We start from the raw sequence: 26,220 nt of genomic DNA on the forward strand, positions 1-26,220 counted from the left end.
ATTTCCAATGAAAAGATATATATATTTGTTCGTCTCTGTCTTTACTCTTGTGATGGCATCATGCCAACAAGAAGAGACTTCTAACGGCAAGACTGGCTATCTCCAGTTTTCTGTGGAGAAGAATACAAGTACGATTTTGGTTCCGGCGACAAGGGCAGAAGAGTTGCCGATTGCCTTGCAGGTAGTTGACAGAGCCGGGACCGTTGTAAAGGAGACTGATGATTGGCATAACTGGACATCTACTCCTCTTGAATTGCCATTAGGTTCCTATACCATTAATGCTTTCTCAAAAGGGGTTGATGTAGGGACAGCCGGATTTGACGAGCCTTATTACTGGGGGCAAAGTGAAGTAACGGTTGTTCCGAAAGTAAATCAGAATGTGAATATAGAGTGTCGTTTGGCTAATGTGAAAGTGACAGTCAATTACAGTGCTGATGTGAAGAAGTATTTTTCGAAACTGAGCTGTTCTGTGGGTAATTCTTCCGGTAAACTGGTTTTTGGTAAGGATGAAACACGTTCCGGATATTTTGCGGTGGATAATCTGAATATTTCGTTGGCATTGACAAATACGGATGGACGTTCTTTTGTTTTTGAATCCGAACCGATTACAGATGTAAAAGAACGTCAGCACTATCGTATTAACTATACTATGAAGGCCAATGGTGCTATTGGTGGTGTATCTGTTACTTTAGATCCTTCTACCAAAGAGTATAATGTGAATATTTCCATTCCTAAAGAAAGTAATCCGAGTGTAAATGTCTGGTCTGATTTTGCAGACGTAACTCTTCCTCTTCCTGACGGTGTTGTTACCAAAGAGTGTAAATATCGCATTTCCGGAACGGAAGATTGGAATACGGTGTCCAATGTTGAACAGGCCGATGGAAAGCTTGTTGCAACCATAACCGGTCTGATTCCCGGTACGGAGTATGATTTCTGTTTTGCAATAAATGGAGTAAACGGAAAAATAACGACTGCGACCACCGAACTTCAGAAACAACTGGAAAATGGAAGTTTTGATGAATGGAATCAGAATGGAAAAATTTGGTTCCCGGGAACTGCGGCTGAGGCTTCTGCAAAGAATTCGTATTGGGATACCGGTAATGTGGGAGCAGCTACCATGAGTAAAAATCCAAGTATCGGAGAAAGTAACGATGTACATACCGTAGGTGGTAAATCGGCCAAATTGTCTTCGCAATTTGTGGGAATGTTTGGTATCGGAAAATTTGCTGCCGGTAACATCTATATCGGGCGTTATATGGAAACGTATACAAGCCCGATGGGAGCACGTATACGTTTCGGCCGTGAGTTTACGTCACGTCCTACGCAGCTGAAGGGATGGTACAAATACACTCGTGGAACCAGTATAGATCGTGGAGATCATAATGTGGAGGAATTGAAAAACTCGGGTGGTGATAAATGTGCTATCTATATTGCCTTGACTGACAATGAAGGTTTGGTTGATGATAATGGAGTGAAGACAGCTTATGAAGTCAACAATAACAAAGAAGGTAGTCCTACGCGTTATACGGTCGATCTTTCCGAAGCCAATAAAGATGTCATAGCCTACGGTTCCATTACCGATGAAGAGTCCAAAGGTTCTTTCGATGAAAGCGGAAATGTAGTATGGAAGCAGTTTACGATTGATTTGAAATATCGTGATTTGACCCGTAAACCCAAATATATTATCGTTGTTGCTTCTGCAAGTAAATATGGAGACTTCTTTACCGGCAGCGAAAGCAGTGTCATGTTGATTGATGATTTTGAATTGGTGTACGGTACACCTGTTACCGCCAACTAATCCATAGCGAATGAAAAAAATAATTATATTTCTACTTCTTCTTTGTCCGGTACTGGTCCAGGCAAAGAAGAAGTTTGACCGTGGAATCGTGAAGAGTGTGTTTGTCCCGAAAGGGCAATGGTTTATGGGTTCTACAGTTTCGTATTCGGAGCAGAGTGCTGATCAATACCAGTTTTTGGTATTGGCAAACATCGATGCCAAAGGTTATACATTCCGTTTGAGTCCCTTCGGAGGATACTTCTTTGCCGACAATATGGCAGCGGGAGGCAGGTTCACCTACTCCCGTACCTACTTCAATATAGGAAACGTAGACATTAATCTGGGCGATGATCTTTCGTTCCACATCAAAGACGATATGTATCTGGAGCATAACTATTCCGCATCCGGATTTCTGCGTACCTATATGGGTCTGGGCAGCAGCAAAGTGTTCGGCTTCTTCAATGAAGTGCGTCTGACTTATGCTTACGGGCAAGGGAAACACTCCAATGGTACGGGTAACGACTTGACGGGATACTATCAGCGTTCTCACACGTTTGAGATCGGTGCGGCTCCCGGATTGGCGGCATTCGTATCCGATTTTGCTTCGGTAGAAGTTTCGGTAGGAGTGATGGGATTCAGTTATAAATGGGTCGATCAGATACACAATCAGGTAAACAAGGCGTCCCGTCATAGTGCAAGTGGTAATTTTAAGATAGACTTATTCTCGATTAATCTCGGAATGACGATGTATTTCTAATTTAAGCAGTGTTTTGAGAAATGAAGAGTTTACAAATTTATCTATTCCTGTTTCTGTCGGTCTTTGCTCTGGGTGCTTGCATACAGAATGACATTCCTTACCCTTACATCAAAGGCGAAATTACAGCTTTCGAAGTAGAAGGGCAGACCGGTGATGCCGAGATAAACAAGAACAGCCGCACCATCGCAGTCGAAGTAGGTGATGAAGTCGATATAGAAGAATTGCGTATTACCAGGTTCGTTGTGAACGAAGAAGCCACTTACAGCGTAGACGAACAATACTGCGTCAGCCCCAATAAATTTCCTTCGGTCGGCTTTTCTGCTTTAGCCGACTTGCCGGCAGGAGCAGATACACGGGTCGATTTCAGTAAGACCGTTCCTGTTCTGTTGCGTACTTATCAGGATTATCAGTGGATGATAACCGTCCGTCAGACAATCGAGAGAGTAGTCGAAGTCGAGAACCAAGCCTTGCCTGCCATCATCGATGATAAGAATCACACGGTATTGGTGTATGTCTCGCAGAAGCAGGATCTGTCTGCTGTCAAGATAACAAAGATGATTCTGGGAGGCAGTAAGGCCACCATCACCCCCGATCCGTCCACCGTAACCAATTTCCGCAGACCGCAAGAGTTTGTTGTCAGCCGTTTCGATAAAGAAGAGCTATGGACGGTCGATGTGGTGCGTACCACATCGACAGGTACTACGGGCAGTGCCGATGTATGGGCCACACGTGCCACTCTGAATGGGGGCATGAAGCAGGGAACCACTCCCCGTGTGGAATACAGGAAGAAGTCGGAAGATACCTGGATCGTTGTACCCGAGGCAGATGTGAAACTGGAAAGTGGTACAACTTTCAGTACGACACTGACCGGGTTGCAAGATGGCACCGACTACGTTTGGCGGGTAGTAGTCGAAGAAATTCCAAGTACGGAAGCCGCGTTCACAACCGAAAAGATACAGGAAATACCTAACTTAAACTTCGATACCTGGTCGCAGAATCCCACAGGAACCTTTAAGAAGAGTTGGTATCCGAACTCTGACGGAGCAAATTCCTATTGGGCGACCGGAAACGACGGAGTGACCTCTTCGCTGGCAGGCAGCCGTGATTCGAGCACCCGCCCTGAAGAGAAAGAGGCGGTAAGCGGGAAAGCCGCTTATATGGTTACTTTGGGCAGTGTGCCATTGGTAGGGGTTGCTGCCGGCAACTTGTTCATCGGTGATTATAAAACTAATGCTCAAAGCCCCAAAGACAGTCCCAAGTTTGGACGTTCGTTTACGGGAGCCCGTCCCACCGGATTGAAAGGATGGTATAAATATACTTCTAAACCGGTTGATTATGTAGGCAATCCGGATAATCTGAAAAACGATGAATGCCATATCTATCTCCGTTTGTGGGACGATAAAGATAACGAGATCGGTTACGGAGAGTTTGTCGGAAAGGAGACAGTGACCAAGTACACTCAGTTCCGGTTCGATGTGACTTACTCCAATAAAACGGCCAAGCCCGCCAAGATAACGATTGTTGCCACTTCGAGCCATTATGGCGGTGACTTTACCGGAATGAAAGTGACCGGTTCGGTAGGTGTAGGCAGTGAACTGTGGGTAGATGAATTTGAATTATTGTATGAATAAGAAAGAGAGCTATGCATAAATCTGTTTTATCTTTAGTGTGTTGTTTGTTCTTTTTCCTGTCGTGTCAGGAAGAAATAGAAACGATGCCTAACGGCAGCCTGAATATAGTATTGACGGACGGAGCAGCGGTTACCCGGACTTTGCCGGATGCACTGTCGGATGAATTGCGGCAGCAGTTTACGATTGAGTTGCTGCGTGACAGAGATGGGACAATCGTGCCCGAATACAAAGGTGCATTGAAAGATTTCGGAGATCAAAGGGTATTCAAGGTAGGCAGTTATCAACTAAAGGCTTATCTTGGAGAGAATCCGTCACTGGCATTGGATGCACCCTATTATTATGGAGAAGTTCAAGACATCACTATCGAGAAAGGTAAGGCAACAACGGTAAGCGTCGGCTGTAAGGTAGCCAATGCGCTGGCTACTTTTGAGATTGTGAATCAAGAGGCTTTCGATAAACGCCTGAAAGATTATTACGTAGAAGTTACCGTAGGTAGTGAGTCGGTTACGTGGAAACCGGGAGATGTCACACATCCCTACTTTAAAGCCGGAGGCCGGGTGACGATGGCATTGATCGGTACTTCTGTAGAGACAGGGCAGGAGGGAAGTTATGCTTTGAATCCGATCGAGACAGTGAAAGCGGGTGTTAAGTATAATTATAAGCTCTCCATGAAGGCTTCCAATGTAAGTCTTGAGGTCACTACGGAAACTCAACAGGAACCTATTACTATCAACGAAACCGTACCCGACAGCTGGTTGCCGAAGGCTAAGGTCTTCAGTGAGGATTTCGATGAAAATCATGTGTTGACTTATACCGAGACGGCAGATGCTTTGTCGAGAGCCGGCATTGTGTATACAGCTTTGCGTCCGGTTCAGGATGTGGAGTTTGCCTTTAACTTTGCGGATAAGCATTTGGAACATCTGAATAAGACGTATCTGCTGTCGGAACTTTCCGAAGAAGATCGGCGGGCTTTGGCTGCTGTGAATGTTGTGTTGCCCGACCTGGCAGCAGGAAGTACTGAGGGAGTTATCGACTTTGCGGGAGTGACTCCCGGCATGCTGACTCACGATGGAGGACAGGATACGGATAATATAATAGCCGTTCGGGTAAAAGCAAATGACCGTTGGAGTGATGCCGGGATGTATACCATCCGGACTGTGAAACCTGTCTTTAAAGTGGGTTATTATCCGGGCAATGTTTGGACGAAAGAGTTTACTTTGAACACACTCACTGCCGATAGCGTGAAAACCGGCAATTTAGATAAGTTTACCGATATTGCTTACGAATTTAGTGCCGATGGTAATAGTTGGGAGGCGATGCCCGGAGATTTGCGAAAGGCAGGGCTGAGTCCGGGAACCTCTTATTATGTGAGAGCGAAGTATAGGGGAGAAGTGCCGGGAGAGAAAGTAGAGGTGAAAACGTATTCTCAGACGATGTTGGAGAATGGGAGTTTGGAGGGGGCTACAGTTTTAGCTGGAAATGATAGTGGCATATCTCGTGGAACTGTTTATGGTTGGGATGGCTGGGCTACTTTAAATAGAGTGTCTACTCCAAGTGGGGCTACTGCTTATTCATTTAATTCACGCTCTGGCTGTCGTCCAACTGATGATGGACATACGGGTAAAGGTGTTAGAGTAATTACACTTGGTTATGTAATGGGAAGTGTGGCAAAACCTAAAGCTGCTATGCATAGCGAACTTTATTTAGGTACGAGTGCCGATGATAGTGGGAATAATAAAGAATATGGTACTGCATTTTATTCTCGTCCTACGGCTCTTGGATTTTGGTATAAATGTATTGAAAATATAGTAGGAAATGATGTTTCTTTGGTAAAAATCCAGTTACTTCATGATGATATCGTTTTAGGAGAAAATTCTTTTACTACAGGTGCTTTAGATGCATATCAATATCATAAGTTAGAAATAAATTATTCTACTGATAAAAATAAAATGGAGCTTATTCCCAATAAACTTTTAGTTTTATTTAAATCCGGTATAAAAGACCCTGTGTCAGTTAGTGATCTTAAAGCTTTTATAAAAGCTGATCTTTGGCATACTACGGATAAAACAGCTGATGCTACTTACCGTGGAAACGAACTATTCATCGACGATGTGGAACTAATTTACGACAAATAAATATGAAAACCTATATATACCTCTTTCTCCTCTTGCTTGCTACAGCCTCCTGTAGCGAGCAAACTGCTCCCGATCATTCCGTCGGTTATCTCCGCGTAGAAAACATCACCCTCACTTGTGATACTGAAACGCTCCCCATCACTCGTGCCGTCGATGCCGGACTTAAACTTGAAATCTGGCAAGGTTCTGAGTGTGTACGTAGTTATGATCCGGGAGCTGCGGAACTGTCCAAAAGAATCGTTCTTCCGGTTGGTGAATATACCCTGAAGGCCTTTACTCCCGATCAGACCGAGGCGCCGGACAATGAATCGGGTACACCCACCTACAGCGTCGACTATCCTTTCGCTATTATATCAGAGGATGTAACTCTGATTTCGGTCAAAGCGCCCCAAATTAATATCGGGGTTGGCGTTGAGTATTCGGATGAATTTATGGCAAACTTTACAGACTTTTCCATTACCGTAAGTAGTCCTGCAGGACGTCAGGCAAGCCTGGCAGGTAATGTGACAGACCTTCTTTATTTTAATGTCCCGACCGGTGGAGCCCATTTAAGTTATACACTTACCGCCACCAATGCTGATGGAGAAACAATGACTTCCGAAGCGCGTTCCATCCTTCAGGAATCGGGAGCGGAACTTACTTCCGGAAATTATAAAGTCCGGATCGGCCTGGTTCAGTAAGGAAGGTCGATGAAAAGCAGTCCGGTTACTCCTAAACTTCCTTAAACCTCCAAACTTTCTTCTTCCGGATTTGTCATATTGCCAATCTTTAAAACGTAGAAAGTATGAATAGAGACAGGCAATTGAAAAAGGACATGGAGAGCCGGGAAGTGCAGATCCATGAAGAATATGAAAAGAACAGGCATCTGATGTCTGAGGACAAAGTAAAGGAAAAAGCTGCTGCATCCGGCAGTGTTGGCGATATCCATTCCGGCAAAGGAACGGGAAAGAAAAAATAGTGTAAAACAGGAATCGTTGCGAGATCCCTTTTTCACTACAGAGTACACAGAGGGCATGGAGGTTTTATTTATTAATAAGCCTTTGTGCCCTTTGTATGCTTTGTGGCAGGTAAAACGTTTTGTTCTCTATTATCCTATTCAACTATCAAAAAGGTGTGAAATACCTCTTTCCTCTGACTCTCCCAATTTTTTTTCCGGATGAACCGGAGGGAAAAGAAGCATATCAAGTAACTTCCGGAGGCAAAGAACCGGTCTTTTGAGTCGGTAGAGCCTTGCTTTTCCGGAAAACAAGTAAGCATTTACCCCAAAACAAGTAAGCATTTACCCCAAAACAAGTAAGCATTTGCTTCGAAAGACGGTTACATTTTCCCAATTTGCTTACTTCTTTTTTAAATATCTCCTAATGTTTTGGCAGATTACATATATTGTTATGCATATCGGGCGATAAGAGGGCGGATTTTCTTCCCGTTGCTCGCCGGTAAGTATCCTGTCCGAAGTGTGTAAAAGAATGGTATTTTACTCTAACAAAGAGATTCCGGCGAATAATTCTCTTTTATTGTTTCTATTTGATAAGGAAGTAGTTGAACGACCTGTTGAAACGATAATCGGGAAATCGTCTGTGAGCCGTTTTTCCGAACTTCATCAGAGACGTGTCCGAAAGAACGGGATATAGAGCCATTGGATTATCATTTTGACATTTTGGCACTTTGACATCTGCTCTCAAACACTTCTCCAAATCTATCGATCTTTCGTTTGGCAATGCCCAATCTTGTTGCTAAAGTCGCCGTTCCGTAACCGGGTCATCACCTTTTTATCATCAGGAACAGCTGATTGTTATCAAATAGAGATGTTATTGATAATATTTTTAACTTCATGTTTTAAAGAATTTGGCGTTATTATTGTAGCAACATCTGCGAAAGACAAATACCAATGTGCAAATTTACTGATTGAAAAAGTAATAAAACGGTACTCAATCATATTGTCTATTTCTTTTTCGGATGTCAATCCGTAGTAATATTTATCATCATTTATCATGGATGTTTTATCTTTTTCTATTCTTATGACAACTTCATATAACTTTTCTTTGTCGTAAAACTCATCCAAGAACTTTTTAAAAGGTGGATGTTCTCGTGATTGAAATTCATTAAGAATGTGTATTTCTTGAATTCTATCTATACGAAACGTAAGATAGGCTTCTTTTTGAAGACAAAACCCTATCAGATACCAGTTAGTTCTCGAAAAGAAAATGCCAATAGGTTCAACCTTTCGTTCTGAAACACTTAATGTAGTACCTGTAAAATAAGACATTTCAACAATTCTCTTTTGATATATACTTTGCAATATTAGTAAAAGAATGTCTGGCTTATACGCAGATGATTTATAAGTATTTAAGACAGACAGGCATTCTTCCATTGTTTCCAACATCTTTTTATCTACAAAGCGCATCACAGACTTTATCTTTTCTATTCCCGACTTGTAATGTTCATTACTGTTTGAATCAGTTAGTTCATGTACTAATTTCTCTGCAATTAAAAAGGACAAGGCTTCTTTTTGAGTAAACATTAGCGGGGGCAATTTGAATCCTTCTGCCAGTGAATAACCAATACCGGGATCTCCAATAATCGGAATTCCTGCCTCTTCCAATGTTCTTATATCCCGGTATACAGTACGAATACTTATTTCAAAACGCTCTGAAATCTGTTGTGCTTTCACTAACGAATGCGATTGCAATTGAATCAATATAGCAGAAATACGGTCTATCCTATTCATCTTGCATCTTTAATTTGGATATTTGAGTCTTCAATAAAAATTGCTTGTTTATTACTTATTGGGATAAGCTGCAACTTCTCATTATATAGCTGAATTACTTTTTCACCTTTTTTCTTGAATGGGAAATTACCATAATGGGGAATTGTATAAAAATCAACCAAACCTAAAGAAGAATAGTCCTCCAATTCAGGAGCTTTTTTTATGGGGTCAAAGTTTACATTCTTCATATATTCTGTATCGGGAGATGCTATTATTGCTCCAGCAGACTCCCCAATATACAGTTTTCCCGATTTAACTTGTTCGGATATGATTTTATCAACACCTTTTCTTTTTAACTCTTGCAGAAGGAAGAATGTATTTCCACCTGTTATATAGATATAATCACATTTGTGTAATATAGAAGATATTTCTTCATTGGAAAATTGGGTAATCTCAACTTCTTCAACAATCATTCCTACTTTTTCAAGAGCTTTTTTCCCTGTTTTTACATAGAATCGTATTGATTCTGTAAGGCTTGCAGTTGGTATAAAAGCTATAATTTTTCCTTTTAAATCCTCATTAGCAAAATCAATAAGCAGATTGGCTACATCGGCAAAAGATGAGCATAAAAATAATCTTTTCATATTTAGTTATATTAAATTTATTATTGTCGGGTACTTGGTATTAGCAACCTAAAATCATCCAAAATCAACGTTGAATGCTTAATGGTGCAAAAATAACAACTTCTATGACAACCCTATGTCAGTAAGTCTAATATATCCAGATAACCATGTCCGATATTGTAGTCGTCCTTGCGGATTAGTGGAAGTTATACTTTTATTGCTGGTTAGAAATTTTATGTTTCTAATAAAGCGCAGAAACATATTACCACTTCATATTAAAGGCCTGGGGATCTTCTTTCCTTACTAAAAAATGGTTTTGACAGGTTCAAGCTGAATCTGTCATATATATGCAATGTCATGTGGAATGCATCCGGATCGAAGAATTGTCCGGAGAAACGGGTGAGGGATGCCCGCCCCGATGGAACTTGCACATAATAATTAGGGTGTAGCCATCCGGGACGGAAGGCTACACCCTAACCCCGGTATGGCTACACCCTAAGTATCGGATGGCTACACCCATTTATATGGAGAGATATGTTTGCGGAATTACTTTCCGCTGTTATTTTGCTGTTCCAGACTTTGAATCCGTTTTTCAAGTGCGGCATATTTTTCATCTTTCTCTTTGAGAAGACGCTCGTAGAGTTCGGTGATTTTATCAATCGGATTGAAGCTGTTAGTTGTGGCATCCTGTCCTTTATAACCCGTAATGGGCACTGAGCTATCTTTATTGTCATGCACATTATTTGTGATATTCTCAAATACCACAGAAGGTGCATCCTCTTCCAGCGTTTTCAGATATTCCACCGGCACATTCAGCGCCCTTGCGAATCTATTTAGCATTTCATCCTCAATCACCCGCATCTTCTCGTATTTGGATACATTCGGTTGCGTCATGTTTACGAGTGCTGCCAATGCGTCCTGCTTGATGTTTTTCTCGATCCGGGTGCGCCTTATGTTATGTCCGTGATGGACATTTACATTCTGTATTTCTTCTTCTGTTTCCATGTTCTTTTTGCTTTTTGAACAACGATTTCCGTTAAAATGTTCCGTTCGAAGCAAATATACGAAAAAATGGAATAAGATGAATAAAATGAATATTACTTTGCTTAAAAATAGAATATAAGGAATACGTATATGCTTGCAGAATCAACTGTTTTACGCTTATTTTACGGCTATTGAAATAACAACAATACTATTACACACTATGATCGGACTACTGACAACTAAAGAAATTGATTTCCTTACCAAACTGGCTGAACTTTTGAAAGAATACAGTGCCGTAATTTCCCACGGCCAGTGTGATGAAGTGCATATTCTTGCTTATCACGGTGGCAACGAAGATGCGGAAAAATATCCCATCATATTTGAGGACAGCTTCGATGAAAATGAGATTTATGATCTGTTGCGCAAAAACAGAAAACGGATCGGGGAGATTATCGAACGTGAAGTAGCTGAGGCTGTTTCTGGAGGAGAACTGTCTCGGCCGGACGATCAGGCCGGATCAATGGCAGATCATTTTCACTAAAAAGATAGTAAAGAATATGAAATGCGTTCAGAGGCATAATATGGAGAAGGGTACTGCTTTCCTGTTTGTATATTAATGTGCTGTCACATGATTTCAAGAAAGAGGTTGTGTCGAAACTCTTTTCACCACAGAGTAGCACAGAGTATCACAGAGCTTTTTGCTAATAATCAGCAACTTAAAAACAGCTCTGTGTTACTCTGTGTCCTCTGTGGTGAGTTATGACACCCCCCCCCCTTACGACGTGAATAAAAAGTAATGAAATTTTGCTTTACCGGAAAGCTGTGACTTCATTTACATCAACGGAAAATCTGCCATTGAAGGACATCATATTCTCAAGACGCACTTTGGTACATTCCACCGGTTTCTTGAAGCGGATATAAGCAGTTCCATTCATGACCTCACGGTCGAATACTCCATGGTTCATCCAATTTCCGTCCGGTGTTTCAACCATCACTCTACAGGATTTGAGCACATACGAGCCGCTTGTCGATGTGTTGGTATCCAGCCTGAACCCTTTGAGTAACTGTCTTTCCGGTAGAATTATCGTCAGATAATTGCGTGCGTTGGAGGTATACCAGTTGTTGGCTGTAAAGTTACCGTCGTTTAGCGAACCTAATCTATCCGGTCGTATGTCCGATGTAAAACTGAGCTCTTGGTTGAATCCGTTTCCTTCGATCTCTCTGTTACTTGAATCGATGTTATCCAGACGTATAGACAGGTTTAGTTTCACAAAGTATGTTGAGCGGGTGCGGGCGATTGCCAAATGTTCATGCGCCCCTTCCATACCCAGCTTTATCGCCATAACATAACCCGATAGGTTGTTTAACTTTTGGATATCTTTGATAATCAGTTTAACTGTCGTTTCCATTTCACCCGCTTTCAGCACACTGCCCTCAAAGGTGCAGCTTTCGTTCGGGAAGAGAGGCAGACCTTCCACCATTTCAGGAAAATCGGTGATCAATTTGTCTTCTTTGATAAGATTGACCTGAATGTCTTCTTTGTAGGGCTTTGTCACTTTTACTTTGAACAAAAGTTCGTTCTTTCCTACCAAGGTGGTATTTTCCAGGTCGTTGGTTGCCTCCAACTGTGTATAAGGCTTGCCATAATATCCCAGGTACACCAAATCTGTGAACGGGTCGATGCCGAGTTGTTCACGGATATCTTCTTCGATATACTTATTGTCCATTTGCCAACTTGTATCCTGATCTACTATCTGTATTTCATCTTTACTGCACGATACTGACAAGATGAGCAATAGAACCCATAATATGCTTTGGGTGGATTTTATTCTTCTTTTCATTCTGAACTCTTTTTTATTCTTGATTTACAATTACTAATTCATCTGCCGGAAATTTAACGTTTTCCACATATTCAATGCGGGCTTTCGTGGTCACATTCTCCGTACCGGTGGGAGCTTTCAGGTCCTTGATCCCCGTCTCTTTGCTCAGTGGCAGATACGAAATGAGATGTGGTGTTTCCGGATCCATCGGGAGGTATAAGTAATCGTTGATTTCCGATTCTGTCAACGCCTTATCCCATAAGCGTATTTCGCGCAGATAGTCGTTCCGGTAACCGGAGTTTCCGACTATGATCATGCTGTTCTCACCAAAGGTGATGGCACTGTTCTCGAAAACCTTCTGGACTTTTCCGTTGACATAGACTGTCGTTTTCTTATCCTTATGCACATACGTGATGTGCAACCATTTACCTGCTTGCAGAGGTATCTGAGTCCATGTGTCGTCACCATCGCGTCCGTTTTTCACTTGTATGCCGGCGGTAGATGAAATGCGGGTATAGAACTCTCCTCCTGTTCCGCCGCTCAGATAAGCTGTGGTCAGGTTGTTTCGGGTCAGGCTTGAATAGATGGCGCTCATTTGAATGGTCCATTCGGCCTTTGTGTGCATTCCGGCAGGTTTTATCCGGATACCTTCTCCACCGCTGACCTTGGCTACTGACGAAAGGATGGAGCGATTCAGGAGCAGGATCGCACTGCGTTGTGAGGGAATCAGTGAATATTTGGAAGCCCCCATGATACTCAGCGGAATAGCGTATTTCTTGTTGGCGGGGAAATCCTTGGAATCCAGTTGTCCCACTTTCACCATTATTTTTGCTGAAAAGTCACCGGCGGGTACCTGTATGCCTTCTGCACCGGAAAGCTCTTTCCTTTCCGCATCTGTCAGTTTAAAGGCGGAAGGCGGAAGGGGTTCATACGAGGCTCCGTTGGCTTTGTTATACTTGTCCAAAGCCTCTTTATCATAGCCCACTTGTATGTTCACCGGGCTTTGGCTGATATTGGCCAGCCGGGGAGTCAGATAAGTTGTCCCGCCATCGGGTTCTAAAGTGAAGTTGGTGATACCTTTATTATCAGGGGTTTCCATATATACTGCGTTTTCAGAGCCTGAACCTTCTCCGTCGGCATAGTCACAGGCAGAAAAGAACGGGCAAAACATGCCGATCGCAATAAACATATATTTGTAAGATACGTTACATTTCATGTTTCAAACTGTTTTTAGGTTAATTATTTTACGGGAGGATTCATGATAGAGATGGCCTTTCTGATGTTAACATAGGCTTCGTCTTCAAATGCGTCTTCATTAATATGAAAGACTCCGATTCCTCCTACATTGCCTTGTTTGGAAGCCACATAACCGGCGTATGTGCCCGGAAATCTGCTTCGTGCACCGGGCTTGTTCTGAAAGCTTTCCGTAAATACGAGCTGTTCGGGTTTGATATTCAACCGGTTTTGGATATCATTGGTCCATCTCTCGAAACTGGAAGCCGATCCGCTGTAAGATTGAACGACAAAACGGTCGAAATACTGTGCCGCACGCGGGTCCAGCCAATGGATAGAGCCGTTCAGATGAAACAGTTTGTCCGGTCCCAGAAGCTCGCGCATGGTCTTCATAAACAAGATTTCTTTCTCTTTATTATAATCGCGTGAGCAAGAAGTCAAATTACCGCAATGGTTGCCCGGCTTGAACGGCGATGCGTACGAGGGTTCATAGTCATAGTCGAATCCGTCGTAGCCGTATTTGTTGATTGTGTCTACGATGGCTTTCGCATACTCTTTGATGGCTTGTGTATCATCGGCGGGCCATTGGTCGCGTCCCCATTTTATCTGGTCGCCTATGTCTTCTATAATCCAGCCGATAATGACTTTGGTTCCTTTGGCCTGCACACTCCGCAGCTCTTTGATTTTTTCTTCGCTCAGAGAGTGCCAGTTTCCCCATATCGAAACAACATCCATGCTGTCCGGCAAAAGAGACAGCCGGGGATATTTTCCCGCTCCGTCCGGTTGCCAGGCATTGAACCACCCGAACATAATGGGGTGCTTGGTGCTTTTGTAAGCTCTCAGGTTTTCCAGGTATTTTTCGTAGGCGGCTTCGTTCTCTTTATGCCTTTTTTCTTCTTCGGCCCACTTGATGGAGTCCCGTTTGGAGTAAAGGTCACCCACTGCTTCGTTTTCTACATCGAGTTTCTCCGGTGAGGTCCAGTCATCGCATGCGACGAAGCCTACCAACAATGCTACTCCGATAAATGTAAAAATGGTATTTCTCATATTCATGTTTCTTTAATTTTCAGGTTCATTACTATTTGCTTTTTTTGTCCCACCATACTTTGGTGGCAGCATTGTCTACTCCTCCCAAATACTGGCTGATGGCGTTGTGGAGGTTTTCGCCGTTTTGTTCATATTCGGTGCGGGGATAGGGCAGTCTCCTTACGCCTCCCAGGTCGTATCCGTTTCCGATCAATACTGCGGAGTTCGTTTTATTTTCGGCAACGACTATTTGGCGGGGATATCCGGTACGTCTCCACTCGGTCCATGCCTCTTGCCCGTTGGGGAAGATGGCGAGATATTTTTGAGTGATGATACGTTCCAACTTCGCTTCTTCCGTAGCTCCGTTTTCCCAACGGATGGTGATGCTGCTTGGAGCGTTTGCACTTAACTCACCATTTGCGATGTCGGTATAATTGGCTGGTTTGCGGGTGTAGTCCCTCAGATAGTTTTCGGCCGACGAATTGTCCAGCCCATTCTCGCTGAACGACATACGGATGCCTGCGTTGTAGAAGTCGCCGGCACTGCCGCCCATATCGAATCCGGCCAATGCTCCTTCGGCTTTCAGAAAGCATACCTCGGACGCTTTCATCCAATAGAGGGGATCGTCTTCATGCACGTTGGGGCGTGTGAATCCGTTGTAAGCGTCTCCGGACTTGGCGATTCCGCACCGTACGGCCTTGAAGCCATTGTTGTTGACAAAGTATACGGAAGCACGGGCATCATTATATCCTGCCAGATAAGAATAGATGGTGGCTCCCATGCGGGTGTCATTGTATTCTTCATTAATCACTTTCAGCGGATTCTTCATTTGCAGGCCGGCCCCTTTACCCATCTGGGCTGCCAGTTCTTTGCTGTCGATCATGCCTGCGGGATGTTTCACGGCTTTCTCCGCATATTCTTTGGCAAGTCCCGCATCGGCAAAGCGGACACGGATGGCCAGGCGAAGCATCAGCGAATTGGCAAAGCGCATCCATTTATTGACATCGCCGTTATAAACAATGTCGAAGGCAGGCAATACTTCTTTGCTCTTATTCGAGTAATCGTCCAAGGTTTGGACAGCCTCTTCCAGCTCTTTCAGAAAAGAGCGGTATACGCTTTCCTGGGAGTCGTATGCCACTTTAAAAGAACCTTTGCCCACTTGTGAGTAGGGAATCGGGCCAAACATATCCGTAGTGCGGTGCAGAGCCGCGATCTTAATGATCTGGGCTAAGGCATAAATCTCGTCATTTCTTGTTCCTTCATCCTGCGAGATGCGTTTTATCTGCATCCATGGCGAATAAACATCCGTCACCATAAAAGAATACACATAGTTCACCCAGTTTTCGTACATGAAGTAGTTGGTGAAGTTCTTGCTGCCGTTAAATTTGTTGTCGCGGGGAGACATGTATCCCGCCCAGGCATCACCGGCCAGATTTACTCCGATCTGATAGCGGTTTACCGGTTCTGTACTTTCTGAAGCGGTGCCGATGGGGATTACACTTTTCTCAAGATTAGGCAGGTAGGCCCCGTAAATAACTCCGTCCATCTTTTCATCTTCTTTCGTCGGGAGCAACGGGTTCCGGTTGATATCTTCGGATATACACGAGGTGCATAGTGTTGAACCCAAGAGGGCTATGACCGATAGAGTTCTCCACATATTCTTTACTTTATTTAATTTCATAGTGTTGCATTTTTTTTAAGGTTATAATTCAATCTTTACGCTAAATCCCACACTACGCAAACTGGGTGGCATAAAGACATCTCCCCGGTTATAAGTACCTGTCGAAGAGGTCATTTCCGGATCGAATGGAGCTTTATTATAGATCATCCACAAATTGCGTCCGATGGCGGAAACCGTCAGCCGGTTGATCACATTACCGAACCATTTGCCCGGCAGTGTATAGCTCAGGCTGGCTTCTTGAAGGCGGATGTTGGTCGCTTTATACGCGTAATATGCCATCAGTTGTTCGCCACCGATGGTCGTATAATATTTTTCCGCATCATATTGTGTTCCGTTCACCCATACACCACCGTTCTGACGCGCTTTATAAGTGTCTTTCGATACACCGTAGTCGTCGAGGAAGGCTTGGGTGGAAGAGGTGACAATACCTCCGAAACGTCCGTTGAACAACAGGTCCAGAGTAAGGTTGTTCCAGGTTACATTATGTCTCCAGCCTATTGAAAAATCCGGGTTGACCGATCCTATCTTGATACGTTGTGAGCGGTCTACTTTATACCCTCCTTCTTCTTCGATCAGTTTACCGTCTTTGCCCCTGGCAAGGATACCTTTTACGTATACATCCCCGATGGCATCTTTCTCACGCAGGTAAACTCCTCCCTTATCCTGCAGGGTCAGTTCGGTGATGCTGAACAGCGAGCCATCCGCAGGGTTCCTGTAGTCATGCACCATCTTCATGATTTTATTTCGGTTGGCTGTGTAAGTCAGGTTGGTGGCATATCCCACTTTTCCGAACCGGTCGTTATAGCCTAATGACAGTTCGATACCTTTGTTGCGCACTTTACCCGCCTGTACATAGAAGCCCGAGTATCCCGAAGCAGGAGACATGCTGGAAAGGAAGGTCTGGTTGTAGGTATCTGTCAGGTACACCGTGGCATCGATATTGATTTTGTTGTTGAAAAGTCTCAGGTTAGTTCCCAACTCATACGATTTGGTTTGTTCTGCCTTAAAGTTCGGGAAAGGGTAAATCGATATCGGATTGATGACTCCGCCTTTCATGGGATCGGTGACGGTTCCGGGAGTCAATCCGGTATAATTGATCGGTCCTCCTACTTCAGCGAATGAAGCTCTCATCTTCCAGAATGAAATGAATTTAGGCAGACTTACCATTTCGGAGATTACGCCCGACACTCCGACGGAAGGATAGAAATAGGTGGGCTGGTCGGAGTTGACTAACTGGGAAGCCCATTCCTGCCGTCCGGTCAGGGTGAGATAAAGCATACTTTTATAGCCCAATTCAGTACTTACAAACACCGAATTGTTTCGTGTATGGATGTGCGATTGCGAACCGGGGCCGGAAGACGGATCGAAGTTATAGGCAGAGAACAGGTTGGGGACAGTAAACAGTTTCCCTCCGATGCCCATGCCGGTGGTCAGGTGATCTTCATAACTGAATCCGGCGTTTGCTGTCAGATTGAAGTCACCGAGATTTTTGTTCACATTCAGCATGATATCTGCATAGGTCTGCTGATACTCTTCCATACTTTGGTTATATGCTCCTTTGTCCGACTGGGCATGCAGCTTGATTGTCGAAGCATGCAGTTTACGTTCGGATGTGGTGTTGGTGTTATCCACTCGTATACGTCCTGCTATGTTCAGCCAGCTCAGAATGTCGTATTTTACGTTGGCATAAAACATATAACGTTTCTTTTTGGAAACAAACATTTCGCGGTTCACAATCCAGTACGGGTTTTCCAGGTTCAGGCCCTGGTCACCATACGACCATTCCTGTATGGGGAACTTGCGGTTGGTGTCATATCGTTCGTACACTTTGACCGCTTCAAAATCTTCACCCCGCGGAAAGAGATACAGAGGTACCAGCGGATTAAAGTAACGTCCTGCCGACAGCATGTTCTGGTCACCTTGCAGAACATAACTGGCTCCCAGGTCAAGATGGAGTTTGTCATTCAGCATACTCGCAGTGTTGCGCAATGTGAAGTTATAACGATAGTATTCGTTGTTGGGGATGATGCCGGTGGAATTCGTGGTTGCCACCGATACGAACGTTTGATTATTTTTGTTTCCTACTGAAAAATTGGCGGCATTCATGATATTGGCGCCTGTCTTAAAGAAGTCTTTCGGGCGGAACGTTGAGGGCTGTTGCAACATCTCACCCCAACTCTTATAGGATCCTTTTGCATTACCGTATTGATTCTGAAATTCCGGCATTACGTAAGGAGTCATAAACTCCGTATTGTTGGAGATTGAGATTTTCAGTTTGCCTTCCTGACCTTTTTTAGTGTTGATCAGGATAACACCGTTGGCTGCCGATGAACCATATAAGGCCGCAGCGGCGGGACCTGTCAGTATCGATAAACTCTCGATGTCTTCCGGGTTGAAATCGGAAATGCCTTCACCTCCTCCCGGAGTACTGTAATCATTATTGATTTCACCTTTTGAGGGGTTGCCGATGGGCATACCGTCCACCACATAGAGCACATTATTGTTTCCTACAATGGACTTGGCCCCGCGCATGACTACGCGGGTTGCTCCGCCGATGCCCGAGGAGCTCCGGTTGATGGACACACCCGCTACTTTTCCGGTTAATCCGTTTACGAAGTTGGCATCTTTCACACTGTTGATAGCATCCGACTTTACCTGCTGAACACTGTAACTCAGCGCTTTTTCTGCACGTTTGATACCCAGTGCGGTGACGACAACCTCGTCCAGCGCTTTGGCGTCTTCGTCTAATACGACAGTCAGTGAAGAAGCATCACCCACTGTAATATATTTGGTGGTATAGCCCACATAGGAGAATTCAATTACATTTCCTTTGGCAGCCAGGATGGAAAACCGGCCGTCAAGACCGGTGACGGTTCCGGTAGGGCTGTCTTTGAAAGAGACATTGACCCCGATCAAAGGATCTCCTTTGTCATCTTTCACTATACCCGACAGCTTCTTGTGTTCAACTTCCACTTTTGATTGCGGAATAATCATGATATATTTGTCTTTGATTTTGTAGGAAAGACCCGTTCCGGACAGGATAGAAGTCAGCGTCTTATCCAGAGATTCAGCATTAATATTCAGGTTAACGCGTTTGGTTTTCTCAAGTTTGGATTCGTTGAAAGCAATCAGATAATCAGATTGTTTCTCAACTTCCCGCAATGCTTCCTGCAACGTGATATTCTTTTTTTTGATCGTTATTTTTACGTTGTTTTGAGCAAAGGCAGCTGTTTGTAGAATAAAACAGCTAAAAATTATAAAAAAAATAGACTTTAATCGATAAAAATTCATAGATTTGAACGAATTTTAGTGTTAAATCATAATATTTATTTCCCAAAAAGTAAAGCATAAGCTTTAACGCTAAGAATTCAGATTTCATATCCGGAATTAGGTGGCCGCCTCTTTCCGGATACTTTTTTACATGCTAAATAGTTGTTTTTAAGGTTAAACAAATAAATATACTAAATCATTTTATTTTTTTGCATCCCGTTTAATGTAACATATATTTCCCTTCAGTTCATGGTTGAATCCTCCCACGACTTCCTGCATGATATTCAGGATATCTTCTAAAGTGGATTTCTCACGGAAACGGAAGTTGAATTTATCATCATTAAATAAATTGGCGTTATACTGGAAGGTGACCGCGTAGCGTCTTTCCAGTTCGTTCAGGATTGCCGACATAGTAACTCCTCTGAATACGTACATCCCTTTTTGCCAGGCCGTAACGTCTTCAATATTTGCTTCGGCGAGCTTGCTTTTTCCCGTGCTCTTATGGTAAGTGACCTGTTGTCCGGGAGTGACAATATAACTCTCTTTTCCATTGTCGCATTCCACTTTTATTTTTCCATGAATCAGGGTTGCAATCATTTCGTTCTCTTCCGGATAAGCGGCGACATTGAACTCGGTTCCCAAGGCTGTCACTGCCATGGTGCCCGATCTGACTATAAAAGGCTGGCCGGTGTTTTTCTTTACTTTGAAGTTGGCCTCACCGATTAAGTAAACCGTGCGGGTTTCACCTTTGAACTTTTCGGGATAGAGCAAGATGCTGCCCGAGTTGGTTTGTACTATGCTGCCGTCCGGAAGACGAAGGGTATTTAGACATCCGTCCGGTGTTATGTTCTCAATTAGGGGAGCCTCGGAGAAGTGCTGTTTGGTCATTTGAAAAGTAACCGAAACCGATACGATCAACAGCGCTATCGCAGCCGCGTAATATGCAAAACGGATGCGTGGCTGATGTCTGCTTCCGGAGTTGGCTCCGACTTTGGTATATACTGATGCGAGAGAATCCCAGGTGGTCTGGTCGACCTTTCCTTCCGTTTCGTTCCATAAGTCGTGCAGGGCCGTTTCCTTTTCCTCGGCGTGCTCTTGGCCGAGCAGCCATCGGTGAATTTCTCCGGTGACCTTTTTGTCGGGATCGGAAGCTGCAAACAAACGGATGATTCTCTGAATATAATTCTTCATTTTTATAGCCTTTATATAGATAAGACAATTAGTTGTGGCTGATTACTCAACCGAGGTAGAAAAAAAATAGGGTGAGGAGCACTTTTTTTAAGTCGATTAATGCCAAATAGATGTGACGCTCTACCGTACGAACTGAAATATTCAGTTCATCGGCAATTTCCTGATTGCTCTTTTCCTGTGTCCGGCTCATCCGGAAGATCTTTCTTCTCTGTTCGGGCATATTGGCAATCGTAAGTTTTATCAGAAGTTCACTTTCCTTGGCATAAAGTTGATCGTGAATATCTGTTTCGGATATAGTCAGTTCCTCCTTTGTACACTGCTCCTGATAGGTCTGTTGGATTGATTTATGTTTTAGAAAGTTATAAATATGGTTGCGGACCATAGTATAAATGTAGTTGTTCCAAGTTTCCTGATTTTCCCAAATCTCAGGATGGGTCCATAATTTCGCGAATATATCCTGGGCAATATCTTCCGCATCTTCTTCTGATTTCAACAATTTCCATGCAAATGCTTTGACTTTGGGATAAGTCATAATGAAAAACTGCTCAAATTTCTTCTTCTTATTAGATTCGTTATTTAAAATCATTTAGTAGAATATAAGGCTGATTGTGATTTTTTCAAAAATAAGGCTTTGGTTTTTAAAATTCCAAAAGTAAATGGTTTAAAACAAACAAGCAAATTTTTAATGAACTAAAAAAGGAGATTACTTTTTTGTTTTATGAAAGATTGGAACGATTACTTTTATTTTTGTGATGTCAATAAGTTCTTTTATAGCAAACTGATAGGGCATCTGTTTGAACCGCCTGTTAATATTATTTTTTGTGACTGAACAGTTGGAGGAATATCGGCGGGAGCTGAATGGGGAGACATATTCCGGTGACGTTGAGAGCACCGGACGGAGGTCGGTAAAATGGTGGGCGCGTGAAGGGAATTAAAAAAGCATCACTGGCTCTTCAATATAGTTGGTAATGCCTGTCAAGCCGTTTTCTATTCGGATTTTCGTATAATTGCAGCCAGGTGATGGATAGTTACACTCGCAATGCCGGATGGCTATGCCTGGTTTGGCGCGGAAGTATGAAAAGAGGGCATATATGTGTGAGAACTGTTCGATAGGGAGATCTTCGAACCGGAGGTTGTTGTAAAGAAGTAGCGTGGAGTGTTTAAAATGAAAACCCGCCCTCCTTTTAGGAGAAACGGGCTTTCTTTTACTATGACATTATTGGCTTCTTTGCTGATTATAAGATTCCCTGTGCCATCATTGCTTTGGCTACTTTCATGAATCCGGCAACGTTAGCACCCTTCACATAGTTTACGTATCCGTCCGGTTCGGTACCGTATTGTACACAAGCTTCGTGAATGTTCTTCATGATACTCTTCAGCTTTTCGTCTACCTCTTCAGAACTCCAACTCAGTTTGATAGAGTTTTGAGTCATTTCCAATCCTGAAACAGATACACCGCCCGCATTGGCTGCTTTACCCGGAGCGTACAGGATCTTAGCATCCTGGAACACTTTGATGGCTTCAGGTGTAGAAGGCATGTTAGCACCTTCCGATACGGCTATCACCCCGTTGGCAACCAACTTGCGTGCATCGTCGCCGTTAAGTTCGTTCTGAGTGGCTGAAGGCAGTGCGATATCACCTTTTTCACTCCAGGGACGGGCTCCTTCAACATATTTACAACCATAAGTTTCGGCATATTCGCGGATACGTCCACGATAGAGGTTCTTCAACTCCATGATGTAGTCCAGTTTGGCACGGTCGATTCCGTCCGGATCGTAGATGTAACCGTCGGAGTCGGACATGGTAACTACTTTACCACCCAGTTCCAATACTTTTTCGGCAGTGTACTGAGCCACGTTACCCGAACCGGAGATCAGGCATACTTTACCTTTCAGGTCGGTTCCTTTCGTTTTCAGCATTTCCATCAGAAAGTAGATGTTACCGTAACCTGTAGCTTCCGGACGGATCAGTGAACCGCCGAATTCGCGTCCCTTACCGGTGAATGTTCCGGTAAATTCGTGAGATAGCTTTTTGTACATACCGAACATGAAACCTACTTCGCGGCCACCTACACCGATGTCACCGGCAGGTACGTCGGTTTCAGGACCGATGTGACGCCACAGTTCGAGCATGAAGGCTTGAGTGAAACGCATTACTTCGGCATTTGACTTTCCGCGCGGAGAGAAGTCCGAACCACCTTTACCGCCACCCATTGGCAGGGTAGTCAGTGAGTTTTTAAAGGTTTGCTCGAAAGCAAGGAATTTAAGAATACCAAGGTTTACAGAAGCATGGAAGCGGATACCTCCCTTGTATGGGCCGATGGCGTTGTTGTGCTGAACACGGTAACCCATGTTGGTCTGCACGTTGCCTTTATCGTCTACCCAAGTCACACGGAACTGGTATACTCTGTCTGGAATGCAAAGACGTTCAATCAGATTGGCCTTGTCGAATTCTGGATGTTGGTTGTATTCTTCTTCAATCGTAGAAAGAACTTCTTCTACTGCCTGATGATACTCCGGTTCGTTGGGGAACCTTCTCTTCAAATCTTCTAATACCTTAGCTGCATTCATAATTCTTTTTTCTTTTTAATATGATTGTTTTTAAATTCTATCGTCTCTGTTGATGACGTTGCAAAAGTAAACATAAAAATCGAACTAACAAGCATTTTATAAAGAAAAACGGCATAAAACATCAAAATTGATATTTTATGCCGCAAAAAAGGAATAAAAAGATATTATTTATTCTTTTTAAGTGATTTGTAGACGGGAATAAATACTAATGCTGCCGAAATGATAAGCATAAGTATGGTAGGGCCGTCAATACGTTCGGCATATACCAATACTATGTAACAAAGCGCCACCCAAAGCAGAATGATACAAACTATTTGTGATTTGGATAATGGCCGTTTCATTTATTAGCTTTTTTCTTTTCTACAATAGCGTCGATTACAGCCACGGCTGTGATGTTCACGATGTCGCGTACCGAGCTTTCGATATCCGTAAAGTGGATCGGTTTGTTCAGTCCCATCTGGATCGGGCCGATGAATTCGGTATCCGGGTCCATGGCTTGCAGCAGCTGATATCCTGCATTGGCAGAGCTGAGGTTGGGGAATACCAATGTATTGACATCTTTGCCGTTGAGGCGGGTGAAGGGGTACTTGGAGTCACGGAGTTCGCGGTTCATGGCGAAGTTCACCTGCATTTCACCGTCAATTGCCAGTTCGGGATATTCTTTCTGCATATAAGCTACTGCTTCGTGCACCTTCAGCGGGCTTCCTGCCTGGTCGGAACCGAAATTGGAATAGCTCAGCATGGAGATCACCGGGGTATGATTGAAGAATCTGACAGTTTGATCGGCCAGCTTGGCTATATCTATCAAAGTGGAAGTATCCGGATGACGGTTGATCAAAGTGTCAGCCAGGAAGTAAGTTCCTTTTTTAGAATTCAGGATGTGCATGGTTCCGAAATGCTTGTATTCCGAACGGATGCCGATAACTTCTTTCGCTACTTTGATGGTATTGCTGTATTTGGTGTATAATCCGGTGATGAAAGCATCTGCGTCTCCGGTTTCAACCATCATCATACCGAAGTAGTTGCGCTCGAACATCTTGTCGTTGGCCTCTTCGTACGTAGCGCCTTCGCGGGCACGTTTCTGAGAGAGGATGTGTGCATAACGCTCGCGTCGTTCCGCTTCACGGTCGTGGCGAAGATTGATGATTTCGATTCCGTCCAGGCTCAGGTCGAGTTCCTTGGCCAGTTTCTCGATGCGTTCTTCGTTACCTAATATAATAGGGTGGCAGATTCCTTCCGATTTAGCTTCGACAGCGGCTTTCAGCATGTTGGGGTGTCCGCCTTCGGCAAATACCACACGTTGCGGGTTGCGGCGGGCCGTGTCGTAGAGCTGGCGGGTCAGCTGGGATTCCTGTCCCATCAATTCGCGGAGATGCGTTTTATATTCATTCCAGTTCTCGATATTCTTGCGGGCCACACCACTCTCCATAGCGGCACGGGCCACGGCGATGGATACTTCCGTAATCAGACGCGGATCTACCGGTTTCGGAATAAAATATTCCGGACCGAAAGTGAAGTTGTTTACATGGTAAGCTTCGTTCACTACATCGGGTACAGGCTGTTTGGCCAGATTGGCAATGGCGTGTACGGCGGCAATCTTCATCTCTTCGTTGATTGCTTTTGCCTGAGTGTCGAGCGCTCCGCGGAAGATATATGGGAAACCGATTACATTATTAATCTGGTTCGGATAGTCCGAACGTCCGGTTGCCATCAACACGTCGGGACGGGCAGCCATGGCATCTTCGTAAGAGATTTCCGGGGTCGGGTTTGCCAAGGCAAAGACGATAGGCATCGGAGCCATGCTGCGCACCATATCCTGAGATAATACATTCCCTTTTGACAGGCCGAGGAATACGTCTGCCCCCTTGATCGCTTCGGCCAGTGTATGAATGTCGGTACGGTCGGTTGCGAAATAACGCTTCTGTTCGTTCAGGTCGGTGCGTGCCTTGCTGATAACACCTTTGCTATCGAGCATAACAATGTTTTCAAGGCGTGCGCCCAATGATACATAAAGCTTCGTGCACGATACGGCCGAAGCACCTGCACCGTTAACTACGATTTTTACGTCTTCAATCTTTTTACCGGCTACTTGCAAGGCATTTACCAATCCCGCACTGGAGATGATGGCCGTTCCGTGCTGGTCGTCATGCATTACGGGAATGTCGAGTTCCTCTTTCAGGCGGCGTTCTATTTCAAAGCATTCGGGTGCTTTGATATCTTCCAGGTTGATACCCCCGAAAGTAGGGGCGATGGCTTTGACGGCTTCGATAAATTTGTCGGGGTCTTTTTCATTGACTTCGATATCGAATACATCGATTCCTGCATAGATTTTGAAAAGCAAACCTTTACCTTCCATTACCGGTTTGCCGCTAAGAGCGCCGATATCACCCAATCCCAGAACAGCTGTACCGTTTGAGATAACAGCTACCAGATTGCCTTTGGCTGTATATTTATAAGCATCTTGTGGGTTCTTTTCTATTTCGAGGCATGGTTCTGCCACGCCGGGAGAGTAAGCGAGAGATAAGTCGGTTTGTGTACTGTAGGGTTTGGTAGGTACCACCTCAATTTTACCGGGTTTGCCCTGTGAATGATAGAGCAATGCGGCTTCTTTGGTTATTTTAGCCATGATTATGCGTTTTTATAAAGGTTATCATTTGCCCGCAAATGTAGGAATAAAACTTCGGAATCGTAGTCTATCTGATATAAATTCTATTAAATTAATAACAAAAAGGCACAAAAAGATGAAAATGTATCCGGTTTTTTGCGCTCTTATTGCATATTTATAACAAATAGGCTGTTGGTTTTGGATAATTGT

General features: G+C 43.9%; 20 protein-coding genes. 7 read left to right on the plus strand and 13 right to left on the minus strand.

The features are described 5' to 3' along the window. Positions 1–7 precede the first annotated feature (7 nt). The 6 genes from KO473_RS08965 to KO473_RS08990 all read left to right on the plus strand — a co-directional run bounded on the left by KO473_RS08965 (position 8) and on the right by KO473_RS08990 (position 7,258). Positions 8–1,798 (plus strand): DUF4493 domain-containing protein, encoded by a 1,791-nt coding sequence (locus KO473_RS08965; RefSeq protein WP_122130329.1) that lies wholly within the window; start codon positions 8–10, stop codon positions 1,796–1,798. Between the two features lie 10 nt (positions 1,799–1,808). Then, on the plus strand, positions 1,809–2,534 hold the full coding sequence (locus tag KO473_RS08970; RefSeq protein ID WP_005781085.1) for a hypothetical protein: 726 nt from the start codon (positions 1,809–1,811) through the stop codon (positions 2,532–2,534). A gap of 20 nt (positions 2,535–2,554) precedes the next feature. Beyond that, on the plus strand, positions 2,555–4,165 hold the full coding sequence (locus KO473_RS08975; RefSeq protein WP_101603571.1) for a PCMD domain-containing protein: 1,611 nt from the start codon (positions 2,555–2,557) through the stop codon (positions 4,163–4,165). Between the two features lie 11 nt (positions 4,166–4,176). After that, the gene (locus KO473_RS08980; RefSeq protein ID WP_122130328.1) at positions 4,177–6,300 is read left to right on the plus strand and encodes a DUF4493 domain-containing protein; all 2,124 of its coding nucleotides are present in this window, start codon (positions 4,177–4,179) and stop codon (positions 6,298–6,300) included. Between the two features lie 2 nt (positions 6,301–6,302). Continuing rightward, a complete protein-coding gene (locus KO473_RS08985; RefSeq protein WP_122130327.1) occupies positions 6,303–6,980 on the plus strand; it encodes a DUF4493 domain-containing protein in 678 nt (225 codons plus the stop codon). Positions 6,981–7,084: 104 nt separating this feature from the next. Beyond that, positions 7,085–7,258 (plus strand): hypothetical protein, encoded by a 174-nt coding sequence (locus KO473_RS08990; protein WP_181996033.1) that lies wholly within the window; start codon positions 7,085–7,087, stop codon positions 7,256–7,258. A gap of 837 nt (positions 7,259–8,095) precedes the next feature. On the opposite strand, the gene KO473_RS08995 is transcribed toward KO473_RS08990, so the two are convergent. The 3 genes from KO473_RS08995 to KO473_RS09005 all read right to left on the minus strand — a co-directional run bounded on the left by KO473_RS08995 (position 8,096) and on the right by KO473_RS09005 (position 10,635). Continuing rightward, positions 8,096–9,028: a YafY family protein gene (locus tag KO473_RS08995; RefSeq protein ID WP_122130325.1), complete on the minus strand. Its 933-nt coding sequence runs from the start codon at positions 9,026–9,028 to the stop codon at positions 8,096–8,098. After that, complete coding sequence (locus tag KO473_RS09000; protein WP_121963448.1) at positions 9,025–9,651, minus strand: Type 1 glutamine amidotransferase-like domain-containing protein; 627 nt, start codon at positions 9,649–9,651, stop codon at positions 9,025–9,027. The genes KO473_RS08995 and KO473_RS09000 overlap by 4 nt, the downstream gene beginning before the upstream one ends. 525 nt (positions 9,652–10,176) lie before the next feature. Next, positions 10,177–10,635: a helix-turn-helix domain-containing protein gene (locus tag KO473_RS09005; RefSeq protein ID WP_005808133.1), complete on the minus strand. Its 459-nt coding sequence runs from the start codon at positions 10,633–10,635 to the stop codon at positions 10,177–10,179. Between the two features lie 199 nt (positions 10,636–10,834). On the opposite strand from KO473_RS09005, the gene KO473_RS09010 reads away from it, so the two are divergent. Next, positions 10,835–11,155 (plus strand): hypothetical protein, encoded by a 321-nt coding sequence (locus KO473_RS09010; RefSeq protein ID WP_122130324.1) that lies wholly within the window; start codon positions 10,835–10,837, stop codon positions 11,153–11,155. A 268-nt stretch (positions 11,156–11,423) separates the two neighbouring features. Here KO473_RS09010 and KO473_RS09015 read toward each other — a convergent pair whose 3' ends face one another. The 10 genes from KO473_RS09015 to KO473_RS09060 form a co-directional block, all read right to left on the minus strand. Next, positions 11,424–12,455, minus strand: a complete 1,032-nt coding sequence (locus KO473_RS09015) for a BT_3987 domain-containing protein (protein WP_122130323.1) — start codon at positions 12,453–12,455, stop codon at positions 11,424–11,426. Positions 12,456–12,468: 13 nt separating this feature from the next. After that, the gene (locus KO473_RS09020) at positions 12,469–13,650 is read right to left on the minus strand and encodes a DUF1735 and LamG domain-containing protein (protein WP_122130322.1); all 1,182 of its coding nucleotides are present in this window, start codon (positions 13,648–13,650) and stop codon (positions 12,469–12,471) included. Between the two features lie 23 nt (positions 13,651–13,673). Continuing rightward, entirely contained in the window at positions 13,674–14,714 is a 1,041-nt protein-coding gene (locus KO473_RS09025; RefSeq protein WP_181996032.1) for an endo-beta-N-acetylglucosaminidase family protein, read from the minus strand. Between the two features lie 31 nt (positions 14,715–14,745). After that, positions 14,746–16,374, minus strand: a complete 1,629-nt coding sequence (locus tag KO473_RS09030) for a RagB/SusD family nutrient uptake outer membrane protein (RefSeq protein WP_122130320.1) — start codon at positions 16,372–16,374, stop codon at positions 14,746–14,748. Between the two features lie 21 nt (positions 16,375–16,395). Further along, entirely contained in the window at positions 16,396–19,665 is a 3,270-nt protein-coding gene (locus KO473_RS09035) for a SusC/RagA family TonB-linked outer membrane protein (RefSeq protein WP_032539533.1), read from the minus strand. Positions 19,666–19,845: 180 nt separating this feature from the next. Beyond that, positions 19,846–20,835, minus strand: a complete 990-nt coding sequence (locus KO473_RS09040; RefSeq protein ID WP_101603534.1) for a FecR family protein — start codon at positions 20,833–20,835, stop codon at positions 19,846–19,848. Positions 20,836–20,881: 46 nt separating this feature from the next. Further along, positions 20,882–21,421, minus strand: coding sequence for an RNA polymerase sigma-70 factor (locus KO473_RS09045; RefSeq protein WP_122130319.1), 540 nt, complete (start codon positions 21,419–21,421; stop codon positions 20,882–20,884). A gap of 649 nt (positions 21,422–22,070) precedes the next feature. Further along, the gene (locus KO473_RS09050; RefSeq protein ID WP_122130318.1) at positions 22,071–23,405 is read right to left on the minus strand and encodes an NADP-specific glutamate dehydrogenase; all 1,335 of its coding nucleotides are present in this window, start codon (positions 23,403–23,405) and stop codon (positions 22,071–22,073) included. A 164-nt stretch (positions 23,406–23,569) separates the two neighbouring features. After that, the gene (locus tag KO473_RS09055; protein ID WP_002562412.1) at positions 23,570–23,746 is read right to left on the minus strand and encodes a hypothetical protein; all 177 of its coding nucleotides are present in this window, start codon (positions 23,744–23,746) and stop codon (positions 23,570–23,572) included. Then, the gene (locus KO473_RS09060) at positions 23,743–26,031 is read right to left on the minus strand and encodes an NADP-dependent malic enzyme (RefSeq protein WP_122130317.1); all 2,289 of its coding nucleotides are present in this window, start codon (positions 26,029–26,031) and stop codon (positions 23,743–23,745) included. The genes KO473_RS09055 and KO473_RS09060 overlap by 4 nt, the downstream gene beginning before the upstream one ends. Between the last annotated feature and the right edge of the window lie 189 nt (positions 26,032–26,220).

Source organism: Bacteroides sp. HF-4919, assembly GCF_018860125.1.